We start from the raw sequence: 17,993 nt of genomic DNA, 5'->3' as shown, positions 1-17,993 counted from the left end.
TCAGCATGCTGCTGGTGCCCTTCTCGCTCATGCCTGCTGTCCGGCGCGCACGTACCGCATCGGCATGCGTAAACTCATCGGGAAGCAGCTCCAGCAGGTTGCGCCTGCCCGGACGGTGCCTGCCGTACAGTGGGCGCTTGTCTTCGTCCATCGCTTCCTTTATCGCTTCCCCGAAAAACTCCAGCTTGCACCACATGTCGTAGTGGAACGACCAGCGCACGAAGTCTTCTATCGACTTTTCCCATTTCTCCCCGTTCGCCACGTAGAGCACGCATGCCTTCAAGTAGGCTATCACGTTGGCGCGGAACGAAAGGTTCTCGTACACACGGTCTTGCGAGAGCACGGACCACTCCGCGTTTTCGGCGCTCATCTCCTGGGCGAGCTTGTACGCCTGCGGGCAATCAATCAGTCCCGTGGCACGGTTCAGGTTCTCGATGTACGGGCGAAGCTCCTCGTCGAAAGCCGCGTCATACTTGCCATACACCGGCATGTCTGCCCCGATTTCGCGTTCGGGAATGGTGCAGAAGTTGATGCGCGAGATAGGCCCGTCGGTCAGTACCCGTGCGAAGTATTTCTTCCCTTTCTGGATGGTGGTCGAAGCGTTCCAGTTGAAACGGATGGTGACCTTTTCCGTCACGGCCTGTGCGCTGGCGCGTGTCTGCCCGTAGCGGTTTCCGGGGTCGAACGCAAGGCACATGATTTGGAACTGCTGGCGTCCCCTTACCGACCCTTTCAGGGCATCGAACTGGTCTATCTCGTTCATTTTCGTGTAGAGGAAATGTCCTTCCGCCTCGGCGGTGCGCATCACGAATGCCGGATTGGTCATGTCTGCATCAATCTCCTGGATGATAAGCCCTTCGGGGCGCTGGCGTTTGTCCTTGTTCGCTCCTTTCGAGTTCACCTCTTCCTTCCATTCGCGCTCTCTGCGCAGGTTCACCTCATCCCTGCGCCGGATGTCTGCCATGATGCGGTTTATCGGCTCCGAAATGCAGTCTTTTCCGGCACCCGTCCCCGCCATGAGCACGTTCATAAGGGTCGCCTCATGCTCCACATTGTCAATATACTTGAAGCGCACTTGATGCAAATGGGTTGCCAACGAAGGGAATACCGCATGCGCCACGGCAGGCCTGTACACTTCGGGCGTGCGGCTCACAAGAAGGCGGATAAGCTTGGGAAGACGTTTGGGCATCGGAGGCACTGTAGGGGCGTATTGAATACGCCCGGAAACATCCGCACACACATCCTCATTGGTGCCCTCGTTGGCGCATTCGGGCGTATGCGATACGCCCCTACAAGCCTCTTGCATCAGCTTCGGCACCGAATACCATTTCGCCGAGCACGCCGAATGAATCAGCCCCTTCATTTCCTTTTCCGGAAGCCCGTAACGCGGCATAATCTGCAAAAGGGTTTCTTCGTTGTTGTCCGTGATGTAGCGCAGGTGCGAAGCCAGGCGGTGCAGCTTGTCGTTGCGTTCTCCTTCTACAGGTTCGCCTCCGGCGAGCGAAAACCAGCGGTTGATAATGTCAGAATAGGGGATGCCCTTGAAACTCAGCGGGCAAGGTGTGATTGATTGGTCGGTCATAGCTATTACATTTAAAGTTTTATAATGCAAAGATATGCATTTTTTGTGAATAATCGGCAGAATAAAAAACGGTATGTGTAAAAATCTGTTAACAAAAATAGATATTTTGTGTTTTCTATTGAAAATCAAATAGTTGCAGTGATAAAAATCTTTCTCTTTTATGCAAGGAATCTTATAGGTGCTGTCTGTACTACCCGTTACAATTGTTACAATTACAGTTAATTGAAATCGCTTTTTCAATCCCGTTGTCCGGAAGAGAGAAAAATCATTTAGAATATTATATTATATATATTATATAATAATATATATAATATAAATTTTTAATTCACTTTTTTCTTCGTCTAAAAAGTCATTTCAAATTACTGTAATTGTAACAATTGTAACGCCATAGCCTCTCTCTTTTCACCCGTAAGGCAATTATATTGCATAATTCATTGATATATATGCAAAGCTTCCTGCAAGCGTATGCATATGCCTGTGCATATAATAATGTGAACCTGTGTAATCTGCGGTGAAAATATTCATCACTCGTTCAGCGCGCCGCAATGGGGGCAGATGCCCTTGGTACGCAGCTTGGCACCGCATGCGCCGCATACGTAGGGGTAGCGTTCTGGCTTGCACAGCCAGCGGATGCAGCCGGCGGCATACGCCACGAGGCATACATAGGCGATATAAACATTGACGTAGGTGAAAAACACATAGATGAAGATGCAGCACGATACCAGCCCCACGAGGTAGAAGAACGCTACTTCTGCTTTGGTCTGGTGAAAAAGGTCGTCGAGCATTGCCACACCCACCAGCAATGCCAGGGCAACGCACACGATGAAAAAGCCGAGAATAAAGGGCACATCAAAGGGGTTGAGCGTGGGGGCATAATAGTAGCGTTCCCACGTCTCGGGCACGAAGTGCTGGATGCTGTTGTAGGTAGTGGCGGCTATTGCCATCAGCAAGGACAAGAGGATGGGGAAGCCGCTATCGATATCGTTCAGCCAGATGAGCTTGATTTGCTTGCGCCGCACCGCCCGGTAGACGAACCACAGGAAAAACACCGCCAGTACAAGGAAGAAAGGCAGGGTGTGGGCGTTGCTGAAGAAATGGATGAAGCGCGAGATAGGGTCGACCGGCACGATGTTGTCCAGCAGGCGGTGTTCCTGAATCCACCCGATGGTCTCCTGGTCGCGTGCCACTTTCACCCACACCGAGTCGACGGAATCTTGCGGATGTACATCAAACTCCGCCACCACCACTTCATCGCCCCGGAGCAGCGGTACCGTATCCATAAACGGAAGCACATGCAGCCATAGTGTGTCTGCCTCTATCTGAAAATTACTGTTCAGGGCATACATCCGCGAATAGAAACTGACGGAGTCGCCTCCCTCTTCTGCGGAAGAAGGCACCAAAGGCTGATAGCGGCAAGCCGTAGCAAGCACCAGCAGCAACAGGAACGGTACGAAATACTTACTCTTCAACATTTTTCACCACAGATTACACAGATTATAAAGTTCATTAGCAAATAAGTTCATCATCGGATTACACAGAAAAAATCTATTTATTCAATCTGTGTAATCTGTGGTGAAAAAACTTTCATCTGGCACGCCTTGCAATCGAATTCCAGCCGGAAACGCTTGCCGTCGCTGCTCACCAGGTAATAAGGCTCGCGGTAGGGCGAACGCTTTTTCTGATACACCGGACACCAGCCCAGGCTATATCGGATGCAATGCTTGCAAAACATCAGCGCCACTCCTGCCGGCGCTTCCCGCTCGAAAGCAGGAGCTATCTGCTCTACACCGTGGCGGCGGTAGAAAGCCTCGGCAAGCGTATTCATCACATTGCCGCGATAATCCAACTCTTTTTCGGGATAAGGATGCGCGGTCTGCTTCCATAGCCTGCGCTCTTGCGGATAGGTGATGCGGCGTGCCTGAAGCAGGCGCTCCACTCCCCGGCGGCGCAAGTCCGAAAGTCCGGATGCGGGGATAAACCAATCTTCGGCAAAACCGATGGCAATCTCACGGGCTTCGAAAGGCGTGGTGCCCAACTTGCCCAGCTGCGCCTTCAGGTTCTCGGCTTGCGGTGTGCGTGCCCGTTCTTTTTCCCGTTCCAGCACCACGCTCACCCTTGTCCCGTCTTCATCGGAAAGGTCGAGGGTGAAGCCGGAAGGATTTGCTTCCAGACGCATGTCCACCGCTATCTTCCTTATGGCGGACTTCTTCTGCATCACGCGCTCGAACTCTTGGTCGAAATTGCGGTACAGCATTGTTTTCGGACGTATGCCGCGAGGCATTTCCAACGGGAACAGCTTATTGCCTTCCACACGGTTTACCCGGAAACCGTGCAACTTGCCTTGTCCGTCGAGGTAACACAATCCGTCTCCATTGGCGAAGGACTTCACGCCCGCCACGGTCAGGCAGTTGCCCCGTACTTCTTTCACCGTGCCTACCTCTTCGCCCAACGATTTCGGAGTATTCAGGTTGAAGATACCCGGATTGCGTCCGTGGGCGAAATAGTCGGTAAATCCGCGGCTGAAACTCTTGTCCAATTGGGGACGGAAAGCCAGATGCACCGTGCCCGATGATGCCCGCATGTATTCTTTCCGGCGGCGGAAAATGGCATCCAGTTGCTGGCGGTAATATGCCGTGACGTTTTTCACATACGACACGTCTTTCAGCCTTCCTTCTATCTTGAGCGATGAAGCCCCCGCATCGAGCAGGGCTTCGAGGTTCGCGCTTTGGTTCATATCCTTGAGCGAGAGCAGGTGCCTGTCGTTTACGATGGTCTTCCCGTCGGCATCCACAAGGTCGAATCCCAGGCGGCAAAACTGGGCGCATTCGCCGCGGTTGGCGCTCCGCCCATAACACGCCTGACTGACGTAACACTGCCCGCTATAACTCACGCACAACGCCCCGTGGACGAAGACCTCGAGCAACGTGCCGGGGCACCGGCGGTGGATACGGCCGATTTCGTCAAGGCTCAACTCACGGGCGAGCACCACCTGGCGGAATCCGGCTTCGGCAAGAAACTGCACCTTCTCCGGCGTGCGGTTGTCCATCTGCGTGCTGGCATGCAGGGAGATGGGCGGCAGGTCCAGTTGTGTGATGCCCATATCCTGTACGATAAGCGCATCCACCCCGATGCGGTACAAGTCCCATATCATCGCCTCGGTGGCTTTCAGTTCCTCTTCTTTCAGGATGGTATTCACCGTAACGTAAATGCGCACCCGGTACAGATGGGCATAACGCACCAGTGCCGCGATGTCGTCCAACGAGTTTCCGGCAGCAGCACGTGCTCCGAAACGGGGTGCCCCGATATACACGGCATCCGCTCCGTGGTTGATGGCTTCGATTCCACACTCCAGGTTCTTGGCAGGAGCCAGCAGTTCGATAGCCCTCACCGGGGGGACGGAAAGGGGGTTACTTGATTTCATTGATATCATACGGTGTTTCCTGATATACGTAATAGTTCAGCCAGTTGGAGAACAAGAGGTTGGCAGTACTGCGCCAGCGCACCAGCGGTCCCTTTTCCGGGTCATCTCCGCGATAATAATTCTTCGGCATATCGATGGGCAAGCCTTTCGCCAAGTCGCGCCGGTATTCAGTATCCAGTGTATAAGGGGCATATTCCGAATGGCCCGTCACATAAAACTCGCGTCCTCCGCGCGCCATCACGATATGTACGCCCGAGTCTTCCGATTCCGAAACAATCTGCAGCTCGGGGCAGCGTTCGATGTCCTTGCGGCGCACTTCCGTATGCCTGCTGTGCGGCACGAAGAACACATCGTCGAACCCGCGGAAGATAGGCAGCTTCCCGAACCCCTCGCACACATGATGCTCGAAGATGCCGAACATCTTTTTCTCCAGCGGATACTTGGGCACCCCATAGAAATGATACAGCCCGGCCTGTGCCGCCCAGCAGATGTAAAGGGTAGAAGTGACGTGCGTACGCGTCCAATTGAATATATCCTGTATCTCGCTCCAGTAGTTCACGTCTTCGAAATCGAGATGCTCCACCGGTGCGCCGGTGATAATCATCCCGTCGAACTTCTCGTCGCGCATCAGGTCGAAGTCACGGTAAAACGCCTTCATGTGCTCGATGGGCGTGTTCTTCGAGGTATGGCTCTTCAGTTTCATAAAGCTCACCTCTATCTGGAGGGGCGAGTTCGAGAGCAACCGTATCAGGTCGGTCTCGGTAGTAATCTTTATCGGCATCAGGTTGAGGATGACGATTTTCAACGGACGTATGTCTTGTGTACTTGCCCGCGATGTATCAATAACGAAGATATTCTCTTCCTTCAGCAAGTCGATGGCAGGCAATTTATCAGGTAAATTCAGTGGCATAGAAACATTTGTTTTTTTTCAGCCACAAAGATAAGTTTTTTTAATGAAGAATGATGAATGAAGAATAAAGAATTCCATGCGGGCGAAGCGATTCTTCATTCATCATTCATGCTTTTTAATTTTGAATCAGGAAGTCTGTTCCTGATTCGCATTATTGAATAAAAAGCTTTGTGCTATCTGTGGTGAAACCCAATCAGAAGTTACACCGCAGGTCGATGCCTACTTGCAGGGGGCGTCCTTGTTGCTCGAAACCACGGTTCATCGATTCGAAGTAGAACGCCTGGTAACGCTTGTTGAGGGCGTTTGTTATCCAGAGTGCCACCTGCCCGTTCCCTTTGTTGAAGCTGAGGCGCCCGTCCAGTGTGCCGTAGAAGGGCTGGCTGGCATTGTTCTGTTCGGTCCAGTAGATGCGCCCTGCCGCACGATAGTTGGCATCTACGGTGATGTTGTCGAGGATGGCATTCTTTCGCAAGACGAAACGGTATTGCCCGCCGATGTGGAACGTGTGTTTGGGCACGAAGGGCACGTAGCGTCCGTTGTAGTTCTCCGTGTCGCTCACCACATAGTCGGTGAAGGTAGCGTAGGTGTAGCCATAGCTTCCGTTCAGGAGGAAATTATCGGTCAGGCGGGCACGCAACGATGCTTCCGCTCCGATGCTTCGGCTTTTCCCGGCATTGACGGTGATGCGCCCCAATCCTGTTTCGGCGAAGCGCGAAATCTGCTGGTCGCGCGTGTCCATGTAGAAGAAGGCAAGGTCGGTCTGCAGCTTTCCACCTGCCGCGGTGAGGTGTGCGCCCGCCTCGTAGTTCCATGCATATTCGGGCTTGTAGAGGGTGGCATCTGTCACGTCCACGTCCGAAGAGGGGAAGTCGGGAATCATTCCGGCGAAGTTGCCGAACACTTCATCTTGCTTCACGGCGTCAATCATCGCGGTGCGCAAGTCGGCTTGTATCAGGTCGGAGAACATCTGGATGTTGTATCCGCCCGAACGGTATCCTCGGCTCACGGTGGCGTAGACGTTGTTTTCGGGGTTCCACGCATATTGCAGGGTGAACTTGGGGAGGAGTTGCAGGTAGTCGGTGTGCTCTTTGCCGGCGAAGCGCACCGATGCCGCCAGCGAGCGGGAGATGGGCTGGGGCAGGAAAGGGGCTGATACGCCGAAGTCGAAGCCCATGTCGCAGCGGGAGTCATAGTCCAGCCAAAGCTTTTCATAGTCCAGCCGTAGTCCTACGGTAAGCGAGAGTCCCTCGGTGAAAAGGTCGTTTAATGTCGACTGGTGGTAGATGGCACCGTTCAGTACTGGTGTCTTGAAGTGTCCGGGCACAAGGAGAGGCCGGGTGGTGACGCTTGCCGAGAGGGTAGGGGCACCTGCGGGGAGTTGTGCCAGTCCGGCATTGATGTTGTCTTCTATCAGGCTGCTGATGCCCTCATCGTGGAAGGTGACGGGGGCGCCGGTGTCCAGCCATTGGTAGAATCCGCTCACGCCGGTGGTCCATTGCCAGCGCGTGCCGGGGTTCGACTTCAGTACGATTTCCTGGTTCAGGGTTTTTGCGTCTTGTTTCTGCACCAGGGTATAGATGTCGGCTTCGGTGAAGTCCTGGTCCAAGGTCATCCGGTCGTGCAGGTACTGGAATCCGGTGACGCTGCTCAGGATGAAGTTCCTTGCGTGGTGTTCGATGCTCAGTCCGCCGTTTGCCAGGTTGCGCCTGTATCCGCTGGGGCGGTTGTACGAGATGGTGCCGATGTATTCGGCGCGGTCTTCCTCTTCGCCGTCGGTGCGTCCGGTATAGGCGTAGGGGTATCCGCCTTGGTTGGTGTACTCGTAATTAGCGGTGAAGTCCAGTTTCAGGTTGGCATTGGGAAGCCAGATGGCACGGATGCGTCCTCCTGCCTCGTCATCGGTGTCGATGCGCTTGCCGTCGAAAGCGTTCTTGAAGAATCCTCCTTTGTGTTCGTAGAAGGTTCCTACCGAGAAGGCGAACTGTTCGGAGATACGGTGGTAGTGCTTCAGCATCACCTTGTAATCGTTGTAGGTGGCGGCACTGAGCTGCACGTCCGTCCCCTGATAGGTGAAGGGCGACTTGGTGAACACACGTATCAGCCCGCCCATCGTGTTGCGCCCGTAAAGCGTGCCCTGCGGTCCGCGCATCACGTCGATGCGTTCGATGTCGGAGTAGTTGAAGTCGAACGCCGACTTGTCGATGAAGGGCACGTTGTCAACATACAACCCTACGGCAGGCGTGTTGATGCGCGACCCGATGCCCCGTACGTAGACCGAGGTGGTGAGCTTCGACCCATAGTCGGGGATGAACAGGTTGGGCACCAACCCAGAGAGCGATTTTACCGATGCGATTTGCCGGCTCCGTATGTCCGCTTGCGAGAGCGAGGTGGCGGAGAGTGCCTGTTGGCGCAGGCGGGTGTTTTCCTTAGGGGTGGCGATGACCACTACCTCTTCGATGTCGATCACTCGTGTGGTGTCGCGCAAGGTGTCGTGTGTTGTGGCGGATGCCGCGGCGGTGGCGGCAAGTGCCAGCGTTGTAAAGATAAGTCTTGTTTTCATATATGTGCTTTGTTTTTTTTGAAACGCAGATTTTCGCAGATTAACACAGATTATTTTATTTACAATTTTTCGATTGACAACGTACGGTTTAGGGCAAAATAGTAAATCTAAATAGTCCAATAGTCAATAAAAATAATCCGCGGAAATCTGCGTTAATCTGCGTTTTTTCCAATCGCCTGCAAAGTAACGCCAAATCTCCGACACATGCAATCCTCATAAATGAGGAAATTTTTGTATATGGAATATCGAAAACGATGAATGTACGTTCTATCTCTTTGCCATTTCTGATCACTTATGCTGGCAGGTAGGATCCGATAGCATGGTTATACCTTATTAGGATTGAACTTCATGCACAATATTGGGAAAGGGTTTCCTTGGCTGTCGGTTTCATTGCGGCGGAAGACTTCGAAACCGAGGTGGCGGTAAATGTCTGTAGCTTGTGTATTCTGCTCGTTTACGTCGATGTAGAAAGCTTTGTATCGATTGATAGCCAACCGGATGAGCCGTTTTCCGATTCCTTTTCCGATATGTCCGGGAGCAAGGTATAGGGCTTCTATTTTCTGGTCTTGGATGCACATAAAGCCAACAGGTTTGTTGGCGGAAAACGCTATAATCAAGGTATCGATGGTGCGCAATGCTTCTTTGGTCATGGGACGAAGGTTGCAGATGTCTTGTTCGCTCAGAAAGTGATGGGTGGCGCGGACGGATGATTCCCATACCTGCGTCAGTTGGCTGATGAGTTCCGTTGGCCGGGCATCTTTGTTTATTTCTCGAATTTGTTGAAGCGCCTTCCACTCTTCTGCCGTAATCCGCATGAAATGTTCCGTGCGTATATCGCCCAAAGGAGATGTGTTGCCGCTCTCTGTGTGATGATAGGTAAGTCCGCATTTCTCCATTACGCGGCGCGATTGGGTATTCCCATCGTAATATCCACACCACACCGCCGACACGCCTAAGTCGGTAAAGCACCGCTGCAATAGGCATCTTACAGCTTCGGGTATCAATCCCTGCCCCCAGTATGGCACACCTATCCAATAACCAATTTCAGCTTCATCAGCCTGCATGGCAGCACTGTGCATGCCGTCGCCGAACATAATGCCGGCACTTCCTACTGGTTCATTTGTTTCTTTCAGTACCACGGCGTAGGTCTCGGGAGCAGTAAAGACGGTGCGGATGATTTCCAGGCTGTGTGCTATGGAGGTGTGGGGTGGCCATCCGGCTATAGGCCCGATAGCAGGGTCTTTCGCATACTTGTACAAGGCTTCCGCATCGGCTTCTTGCCAAGGGCGGAGAATAAGTCGGGAGGTTTCTAAAAATGTATTCATAGGTTGAGGGAAAATATATTATGCATAAATAAAAATTTGAATCTCCGCATTTCACCCAATTGCCATGTAGGGGCGTATCGCATACGCCCGAATACGTCAACTAATCCACGTGGATGTCTTCAAGGCGTATGCGATACGCCCCTACATGGGATGTTTAGTAAAAGTATTGGCTTCTAACTCCCTTTGACTCCTTGAAATAACTCCTTATTGGTGAAATGCGGACATTCATATAAATAAATGTCGCGGGAAGTATAAAAAAACAGCCGGTCCGAATGTTCAGACCGGCTGTTCTTAATATTTGTCAGCGATTGATTATTCAGCTTTTTCTTCGCTCCAGTCCATTGCTGCCATACGTTTGTAAGAATCGTAACGTTTCTTCGCCATCTTTTCGCAAGCTGCGAACAAGTCGGCTGCTTCTGCCGGATATTGTTTCATTACAGAAGCGAAACGTACTTCACCTTTCAGGTAATCCTGGAAGTTTGCCCAGTTCGGTTCTTTCGAATCGAGCGAGAACGGGTTCTTGCCTTCGTCTTCCAAAGCCGGGTTGAAACGCCACAAGTGCCAGTAACCGCATTCTACGGCCTTAGCCTCTTCTGCCTGGCTCTTACCCATACCTGCTTTCAATCCGTGGTTGATACACGGAGCGTATGCGATAACCAATGACGGACCAGGATATGCTTCTGCTTCGCGGATGGCTTTCAACGTCTGAGCCTGGTCGGCACCCATCGCAATCTGAGCTACATATACATAACCGTAAGTAGTGGCAATCAGACCAAGGTCTTTCTTGCGTACGCGCTTACCTGAAGCGGCAAACTTGGCGATAGCGCCCAGCGGAGTAGCCTTAGATGACTGACCACCGGTATTCGAGTAAACTTCGGTATCCAATACGAGGATGTTTACGTCTTCGCCCGAAGCGATTACATGGTCGAGACCTCCGTAACCGATATCGTAAGAAGCACCGTCACCACCGATAATCCATTGAGAACGTTTGATGAGGTAATCCTTGAATTCGTAGATGGTTGCGCAGTTCGGGCATTTATCCTTAGCGGCTTCTACCAACGGGATAATCTTTTCGGCAGCAGCTTTGCTCTTGTCTGCATCGTTGCGTCCGTCAATCCATTCCTGGAATGCTTCCTTGTATTCAGCCGGAGTTTCATCCGAAGCGATAGCTGCCTTCATGGCATCTTCGATACGGTTGCGCAGCTTCTTGTTAGCCAATTCCATACCCAGACCGAATTCGCAGAAGTCTTCGAACAAAGAGTTTGCCCATGCCGGACCTTGGCCTTTTTCGTTCGTAGTGTACGGAGTAGAAGGAACAGAACCTGAGTAGATTGAAGAACATCCGGTAGCGTTAGAAACCATTTCACGGTCGCCGAACAACTGAGAAATCAGTTTCACATACGGAGTTTCACCACAGCCCGAGCAAGCACCCGAGAACTCAAAGAGTGGAGTAGCGAACTGAGAGTTCTTCACGTTCGACTTGATGTCTACCAAGTGCTGTTTGCTTGATACGTGTTCCGTGCAGTAAGTCCAGTTGTCTGCTTCTGCCAATTGGCTTTCCAGGTGTTTCATGGTCAGCGCCTTGCCACCCTTCTTCGGATTGCCCGGACATACGTCAGCACAGTTGCCGCAACCCAAGCAGTCGAGTACGTCTACCTGCATGCGGAAGGTCATGCCGTCGAATTGCTTGCCCACAGCCTTCAGGGTAGTGAAGTTTGCACCCTTCTGTTCTTCTGCATCGAGTACGAACGGACGGATAGCAGCGTGAGGACAAACGTATGCACACTTGTTACACTGGATACAGTTTTCAGCATTCCATTCCGGAACGAAAGCAGCCACACCACGTTTTTCGTATTTGGCTGTTCCCTGATACCAAGTACCGTCTTCGATGCCCTTGAATGCAGATACCGGCAGCAAGTCGCCGTCTTGTGCGTTGATCGGACGAACAACTTCGTTGATGAATGCCGGGTCGTTGTTTGCTGCGGCAGGTTCAACTTCCAGGTTAGCCCAAGCCGGGTCAACGGTCAGTTGCTTGTATTCGCCGCCGCGGTCAACGGCTGCATAGTTCTTGTTGACAACGTCTTCACCCTTCTTTCCGTAAGATTTCACGATGAACTTCTTCATCTGTTCTACCGCCAAGTCTACAGGGATAACGCCTGTGATACGGAAGAATGCCGACTGCAGGATGGTATTGGTACGGTTGCCCAAACCGATTTCCTGTGCAATCTGGGTCGCGTTGATATAGTAAACGGTGATGTTGTTTTCAGCAAAGTATTTCTTTACTTTGTTCGGCAGGTTCTTAGCCAGTTCATCGCCTTCCCAGATGGTGTTCAGCAGGAACGTACCGTTCTTGCGCAGACCACGGGTCACATCGTACATGTGCAGGTAAGCCTGAACGTGGCAAGCCACGAAGTTCGGGGTAGTTACCAGATAGGTAGAGTGAATCGGGTGGTCGCCGAAACGCAAGTGAGAGCAGGTGAAACCTCCCGACTTCTTCGAGTCGTAAGAGAAGTAAGCCTGGCAATACTTGTCGGTATTGTCACCGATGATTTTTACAGAGTTCTTGTTGGCACCTACCGTACCGTCTGCACCCAAACCGTAGAATTTAGCTTCGAATACGCCTTCTGCACCGAGAGCGATTTCTTCTTTCTGAGGCAGAGAAGTAAAGGTAACGTCATCCACAATACCGATAGTGAAGTGGTCTTTCGGCATCGGAAGTTCCAGATTTTCGTATACCGACAAGATTTGAGCCGGAGTAGTGTCTTTTGAACCCAGACCGTAGCGTCCGCCTACGATAAGCGGGGCATTTTCCTGTCCGTAGAATACGTCCTTGATGTCCAGATACAACGGTTCGCCGTTTGAGCCCGGTTCTTTGGTACGGTCGAGCACAGCGATACGTTTCACCGTCTTAGGCATCTTTGCCAGGAAGTGTTTAGCCGAGAACGGACGATACAAGTGAACGGCAATCATACCTACCTTCTTGCCTTGAGCGGTCAGGTAGTCGATAGCTTCACGTGTAGCTTCTGTTACCGAACCCATGGCGATGATGATGTTTTCTGCATCTTCAGCACCATAGTAATCGAACAGGCCGTAGTTACGTCCCGTAATCTTGTTGATTTCGTTCATGTATTCTTCTACGATAGCCGGAACAGCTTCATAGTAAGGATTGCATGATTCTCTGTGTTGGAAGAAGTGGTCGGGGTTCTCAGCCATACCGCGTGCAACCGGTTTGTTCGGGGTCAGTGCGCGTTCACGGAACTCTGCCAAAGCTTTCTGGTCGATAAGCGGAGCGAGGTCTTCGTTATCCAGCTTTTCGATTTTCTGGATTTCGTGAGAAGTACGGAATCCGTCGAAGAAGTTTACGAACGGAACGCGAGACTTGATGGTAGCCAAGTGAGCTACACCAGCCAAGTCCATAACTTCCTGTACAGAGCCTTCGCACAACATAGCGAATCCAGTCTGGCGGGTAGACATCACATCCTGATGGTCGCCGAAGATACACAATGCGTGAGAAGCCAGTGTACGTGCCGATACATGGAATACGCAAGGCAACAATTCACCTGCGATTTTGTACATGTTCGGAATCATCAGTAACAGACCCTGAGATGCAGTATAAGTAGTAGTCAATGCACCAGCCTGAAGCGAGCCGTGTACTGCACCGGCAGCACCGCCTTCAGATTGCATTTCCTGTACCAAAACAGTTTCGCCGAAGATGTTTTTACGACCTGCGGCAGCCCATTCGTCTACGTGCTCAGCCATGGTAGACGACGGAGTGATGGGGTAGATGGCAGCTACTTCCGTAAACATATACGAAATGTGAGCAGCAGCTTCATTACCATCACATGTGATAAATTTTTTTTGTTTAGTCATACAATTACTAATTATATTGTTAGGTAAATATATCGTTTCTTTTCTCTTTGTTGTCTAATACAGGAAACCGAACAACCACAGCGGAATCTGATTGCCGTGTCCCAGTTCAGTCCTGTGCATGGCATAATAAACTCCAGGGTTGCTTTTTATCTTGTAGCCTTCTCCGCAGATACGGAAGTTCAAATTGCCGTCTACCAGAAAAGAAGTGCCTTTTTCTCCTTTGTTCACCTTGTGGTCTTTCCACAATGAGTTGACAAAGAAAGTCTCCAGCACGTCTTGTTCCTCCACCTTTACCGGATAGATGCTGTACATCAGGTTAGTGTTGTGCATCATGATTTTAGCCGGTTTTTTCGGGAAGACTTCTCCCTTCGGATATACCATGTTTATCAGCCGTGCGTCGGCAAGGTATTTGATGTAATTCATTACCGTAGCACGTGACGTCTGTATATCGGAAGCAAGCTGGCTGATGTTGGGCGCAACCGGTCCGTCTACCGCCAACAAATATAATAATTTTTTTATTCTTGAGAGATATTTCAGTTCAATTTGTTTGATAAGAAGAATATCCACTTCTATCATCATGTTCATGGTCTTCAGCAAATTCTCTGAAAAGTTACGTTTTTCAAGGAAGAATGGATAAAACCCATGGTGGATATAGTCTTGAAAATAATTGAGCGGATTGATGTGCGGAAGGATGGTTTTCGCAATATGTTCGTGTCCTGTCAGGATTTCGTCCAGAGTGTATGCAGAAAAGTGGTTACCCGTCTGCAAGTTTAGAAATTCACGGAATGAAAAGCCACGCAGGTTATACGATTGTACGATGCCGTTCAGTTCGGGGTTTTCTTCTTTCAGGCGCATTACAGAAGAGCCTGTAAATACGATCTTCAAGTTTGGGTAGCGCTCATAACACGTGCGCAGGTCGTGGCTCCATTGCGGAAGTTTGAACACTTGGTCAATGAGAAGCACTTTGCCGCCACGCTTCACAAACTCACCTGCAAAATTAACCAGACTGTATTGTGAAAAATAGAAATTGTTCATGTTTACAAACAGACACGAACGGTCATAGCCGAATTTTTCCTTCGCATATTGTAGTAGGAATGTGGTTTTCCCTACCCCGCGTGTGCCTTTGATGCCGATAAGGCGGGCGTTCCAGTCTATTTCGTCCATCAAGTCGCGTCGCACGGGGGCGTTGGTATGCTCAACCAGGTAATTATGTGTTCTGTAGAATGCTTCCATGAATTTCGATTTCTTCGGTGCAAATATACTAATAGTTCATTAATTTGCAAACTGGGGTTATCAAAATAATTAATTTTTTCATGTAACTTTGTGTATTATTTACCGTAGAGGGCACAGAAATACACGGAGGTTCTTTGTAATGTCTTGGGTTCTCTGTAAAGAATCGGATTAGGTCATGAAGAAAACGGTTTTTTTATTCAATCCGGAGAATGATATGGCACTTGCCAATTTTACTCCTTATTATAAGGTGCCAGCCGAAATACAGCGTATGGCTGCCGATTTGTCGGTGCTTCCTGCCTGGTATGCTCCTGCAGGCAGTATAGTAAAACTTCCTTCTATCGGGCGAATGCCTCATTGGGAAGAAGATGGTAATGGGGGGATGTTTTTTCCAGAAGTGGAATGGACGGCTGCATATCCTTCTGTAGCTTGGTCGCCTTGGGGCTAGAGCCCGGCATTGGTGCATACATTGAGGCAGGAGGAAGTAGACGAAGCGTATCTTCCTTCCGTCGGAATCTTGGCAGATATACGTGCCTTGTCGGGCAGGACAAGTGCTGTCCGAATCTTGCAGAGTTTTGCTGGTATGAAAGGAATATGTGGAGAGGCGTGTGCCTGTTTCACGTTGGAAGAGGTGCGTACGATAGTGGCAGGCTGGGGAAGATGTGTCTTGAAAGCTCCATGGTCGGGGAGTGGACGCGGATTGGCTTTTGTTTCCAACGAAACTTGGACAGCTTCAGTAGAAGGTTGGACTGCCCGTATCCTTCGTACACAAGGGGCGGTTATGGCAGAACCTATATATAATAAGGTGTGTGATTTCGCTATGGAGTTCCGTGCTGATGAGGATGGAAAGGTGTCGTTTGCCGGTTATTCGTTGTTCGAGACCGATGCTTTCGGCAATTACAAAGGCAATCTGCTGGCTTCTGATGGGACGATAGAGCATTGGCTTGAAGCATACATTTCACTTGAGACTTTATACGAAGTGCGGCAGCATCTGCTTGCAGTCTTGCCCCAATGGTTGGGTAGACGATATATTGGCTATTTAGGTATCGACATGATGGTTTGTCATGAAAAGGACTATATGCTCCATCCGTGTGTCGAAATCAACTTGCGGATGAATATGGGCGTACTTTCACGCCTTTTCTTCGACCGTTATGTATGTCCCACCGCCTGTGGGCGTTTCGTTATCGAGCATTATCCTGCTTCGGGCGAAGCCTTGAGGTTTCACATATATATGCAAGATGCATATCCTGTCAGGTTGGTTGGGGGAAGGTTGGAAAGTGGTTATGTATCACTTACTCCCGTAGGCGAAGACACACGTTATCAGGCATACGTCCTGTTCCCTATTACCGAAATCGTATAGTCGGTCAGATATGAAATGCATCCAATTCTGACATACTCTCTGTGTTACAGGCAATATGCTTAAAATAAAATTAGAATCCGGTTGATTTTTAGAAACTGTTTTGGAATTTATTGTGCGATGATTTGGGATGACTAAAAAACTAAAGCACATACGAAAACGGATGCATTAAGCCGAGAAAGCTTTTTGGAGAATCTATATCCGTAATACTCATCGATGGCACCGGTAAATACAATCTTGTCTGCCAGTGCTCACAATATAAGTTTCCTCCCAAATGCGGTCGGCGGTCGATGACCAGGCATTTCTTTCCTTCTTGTGTAGCTTTATAGGCAAATACGGAGCCGAATAATCCGGCACCTACTATCAAGTAATCGTAACGTTGCATGGATAATATCTAAAGTGTCTTGTATTTAATTTTGTTGACTTATGAGTATTTATAACTTTTCGATTTCGTCTTGGGTAAATCCTGTATATTTCATGATGATTTCCATTGGCATACCATCCATTTTCATTTGTTTAGCTATGTCGGCTTTCGTTTTTCTCGCGTCAATATTTATTCCTTCAGTACGCCCCTCTGCGCGTCCCTCTAAACGTTCCTCGTCTCTTGCTGTTACAATGTTATCACGTAAGATGACCACATTGTCTAAATGGCGGTAATACGCATTCGGTTCTGCCTTGCTCATGCGTTCAAGCCGCAGTTTCTCACGGGCTTCTTTCAATCCGGGCGCAGTGGCATCGAAAGGGATATCTCCTGTGTTGAGGAAATATATGAATTTTGTGGAACAGATTTTTCTTCTGGTTTCTTTATCTCCATTGGATTCGCCATTGTAACAAAATTGGTTTGCGAAGAATATCAAGAATATACAGAAAGTAGAGACTTTAATTTGCTTAGCAGTGTCTCTGTTTGTGGAACAAAGGAGCAACTTCTTCTTCTGTCCAGTCAAATAAATCATCGTAATCACCAGCTTGTCTCATATTCAATAAGCGGGAGGCCAAACGGGCATCTTCTTTACTAAGTAGTCCTTTCATCACAAATTCTTGTCCTAAAATGCAGATTACACCACTATGGGTTTTAGAAGAAAAGCCTTTATCTATCAACAATGCGGTAGCTGCATGAAAAACCGCATAATATAAACGGTTTGCAACAAGATTCCAGTGCTTTAATTGCGCATTGTCCCGTGCTTCCACCATTGCTTGTTCCGATTTTTGCAGGCGATAGGCTATGATTGCCCTTTTTTCTTCCAACGTCAGTGCCATAATACGATTCCCTCTTGTTCTACATTTTTATAAAAAGGAGTGAAATGCCTTTTTCCCCATTCGGCATATGTATATACCAAAGGATTAATCTCTGCATTGATTTTCCATCCCAACTCCACCAACGGAAAAGCGATGTTGTTGTAATCATCATGGCTCACTTTGTCTTGTTCTAGCAAGATAAGAAGATCCCAGTCCGAATCTTCTCGCGCATCTCCACGTGCCCGTGACCCGAACAAAATCATTTGTGCTCCAATAGGCAATACCTTCGAAGCTGTTTCTTGTATAGAATGCATTATTTTAGATGGCACTTCCATAGTGTTCCTAAGTTTTCTACAAAGAAACGAATTAATTTCGAGAAAGGCAAACGGGAGATGTTTTTATTTGCTTATAACACATGCTTTTTCATGAATGCCATCCTTTATATCAACAAGACCGGCTGCCAGTGGCGTATGCTTCCTTCTGACTTCGCCCCTTGGCAAAC

14 protein-coding genes and 2 pseudogenes are annotated in these 17,993 nt (G+C 49.6%); 3 read left to right on the top strand and 13 right to left on the bottom strand.

From position 1 onward, the window contains the following. From H9625_RS07615 to H9625_RS07580, 9 genes and pseudogenes are all read right to left on the bottom strand, one after another. On the bottom strand, positions 1 to 1,582 hold a 1,582-nt coding region (locus tag H9625_RS07615; RefSeq protein WP_191763748.1), incomplete at its 3' end, for a hypothetical protein. Positions 1,583 to 2,106: 524 nt separating this feature from the next. Beyond that, positions 2,107 to 3,054: a hypothetical protein gene (locus tag H9625_RS07610; protein WP_191763746.1), complete on the bottom strand. Its 948-nt coding sequence runs from the start codon at positions 3,052 to 3,054 to the stop codon at positions 2,107 to 2,109. A 77-nt stretch (positions 3,055 to 3,131) separates the two neighbouring features. Then, positions 3,132 to 5,003 carry a peptidase U32 family protein gene (locus tag H9625_RS07605; RefSeq protein ID WP_191763744.1) on the bottom strand — a complete coding sequence of 624 codons (1,872 nt, stop codon included), beginning with the start codon at positions 5,001 to 5,003 and terminating at the stop codon, positions 3,132 to 3,134. Then, positions 4,990 to 5,913, bottom strand: coding sequence for a homoserine O-acetyltransferase MetA (gene metA, locus H9625_RS07600; protein WP_013617319.1), 924 nt, complete (start codon positions 5,911 to 5,913; stop codon positions 4,990 to 4,992). The genes H9625_RS07605 and metA overlap by 14 nt, the downstream gene beginning before the upstream one ends. A 193-nt stretch (positions 5,914 to 6,106) precedes the next feature. Continuing rightward, positions 6,107 to 8,473: a TonB-dependent receptor gene (locus tag H9625_RS07595; protein WP_191763742.1), complete on the bottom strand. Its 2,367-nt coding sequence runs from the start codon at positions 8,471 to 8,473 to the stop codon at positions 6,107 to 6,109. Between the two features lie 323 nt (positions 8,474 to 8,796). Then, on the bottom strand, positions 8,797 to 9,123 hold the full coding sequence (locus H9625_RS17675) for a GNAT family N-acetyltransferase (protein WP_225226362.1): 327 nt from the start codon (positions 9,121 to 9,123) through the stop codon (positions 8,797 to 8,799). A 138-nt stretch (positions 9,124 to 9,261) separates the two neighbouring features. Then, positions 9,262 to 9,798, bottom strand: a pseudogene (locus H9625_RS17670) (GNAT family N-acetyltransferase); the annotation flags it as partial. Between the two features lie 312 nt (positions 9,799 to 10,110). Further along, positions 10,111 to 13,668 (bottom strand): pyruvate:ferredoxin (flavodoxin) oxidoreductase, encoded by a 3,558-nt coding sequence (nifJ, locus tag H9625_RS07585; protein ID WP_191763738.1) that lies wholly within the window; start codon positions 13,666 to 13,668, stop codon positions 10,111 to 10,113. Positions 13,669 to 13,722: 54 nt separating this feature from the next. Continuing rightward, positions 13,723 to 14,901 carry an ATP-binding protein gene (locus H9625_RS07580; RefSeq protein WP_022039072.1) on the bottom strand — a complete coding sequence of 393 codons (1,179 nt, stop codon included), beginning with the start codon at positions 14,899 to 14,901 and terminating at the stop codon, positions 13,723 to 13,725. Between the two features lie 175 nt (positions 14,902 to 15,076). Here H9625_RS07580 and H9625_RS17665 point away from each other — a divergent pair, with 175 nt between their 5' ends. Beyond that, complete coding sequence (locus H9625_RS17665) at positions 15,077 to 15,346, top strand: hypothetical protein (protein ID WP_225226358.1); 270 nt, start codon at positions 15,077 to 15,079, stop codon at positions 15,344 to 15,346. 12 nt (positions 15,347 to 15,358) lie between these two features. Beyond that, positions 15,359 to 16,258 carry a hypothetical protein gene (locus H9625_RS07575; RefSeq protein WP_225226356.1) on the top strand — a complete coding sequence of 300 codons (900 nt, stop codon included), beginning with the start codon at positions 15,359 to 15,361 and terminating at the stop codon, positions 16,256 to 16,258. A gap of 244 nt (positions 16,259 to 16,502) precedes the next feature. Here the strand turns inward: H9625_RS07575 and H9625_RS07570 are convergent. The 4 genes and pseudogenes from H9625_RS07570 to H9625_RS07555 form a co-directional block, all read right to left on the bottom strand. Further along, positions 16,503 to 16,640 (bottom strand): annotated as a pseudogene (locus H9625_RS07570) (NAD(P)-binding protein); the annotation flags it as partial. A 49-nt stretch (positions 16,641 to 16,689) separates the two neighbouring features. Next, positions 16,690 to 17,208, bottom strand: coding sequence for an RpnC/YadD family protein (locus H9625_RS07565; protein WP_191763784.1), 519 nt, complete (start codon positions 17,206 to 17,208; stop codon positions 16,690 to 16,692). Next, entirely contained in the window at positions 17,144 to 17,512 is a 369-nt protein-coding gene (locus tag H9625_RS07560) for a HEPN domain-containing protein (RefSeq protein ID WP_225226355.1), read from the bottom strand. The genes H9625_RS07565 and H9625_RS07560 overlap by 65 nt, the downstream gene beginning before the upstream one ends. Beyond that, positions 17,503 to 17,805 (bottom strand): nucleotidyltransferase domain-containing protein, encoded by a 303-nt coding sequence (locus tag H9625_RS07555; protein WP_225226352.1) that lies wholly within the window; start codon positions 17,803 to 17,805, stop codon positions 17,503 to 17,505. The genes H9625_RS07560 and H9625_RS07555 overlap by 10 nt, the downstream gene beginning before the upstream one ends. Between H9625_RS07555 and H9625_RS17980 the strand changes: the two genes are divergently transcribed. Further along, on the top strand, positions 17,800 to 17,993 hold a 194-nt coding region (locus H9625_RS17980), incomplete at its 3' end, for a transposase (protein ID WP_317173088.1). The two genes, H9625_RS07555 and H9625_RS17980, sit on opposite strands and share 6 nt — an antisense overlap.

The organism is Phocaeicola intestinalis (genome assembly GCF_014837065.1).
Lineage (GTDB): Bacteria > Bacteroidota > Bacteroidia > Bacteroidales > Bacteroidaceae > Phocaeicola > Phocaeicola intestinalis.
This window is presented reverse-complemented; position numbering and strand designations above follow the sequence as displayed.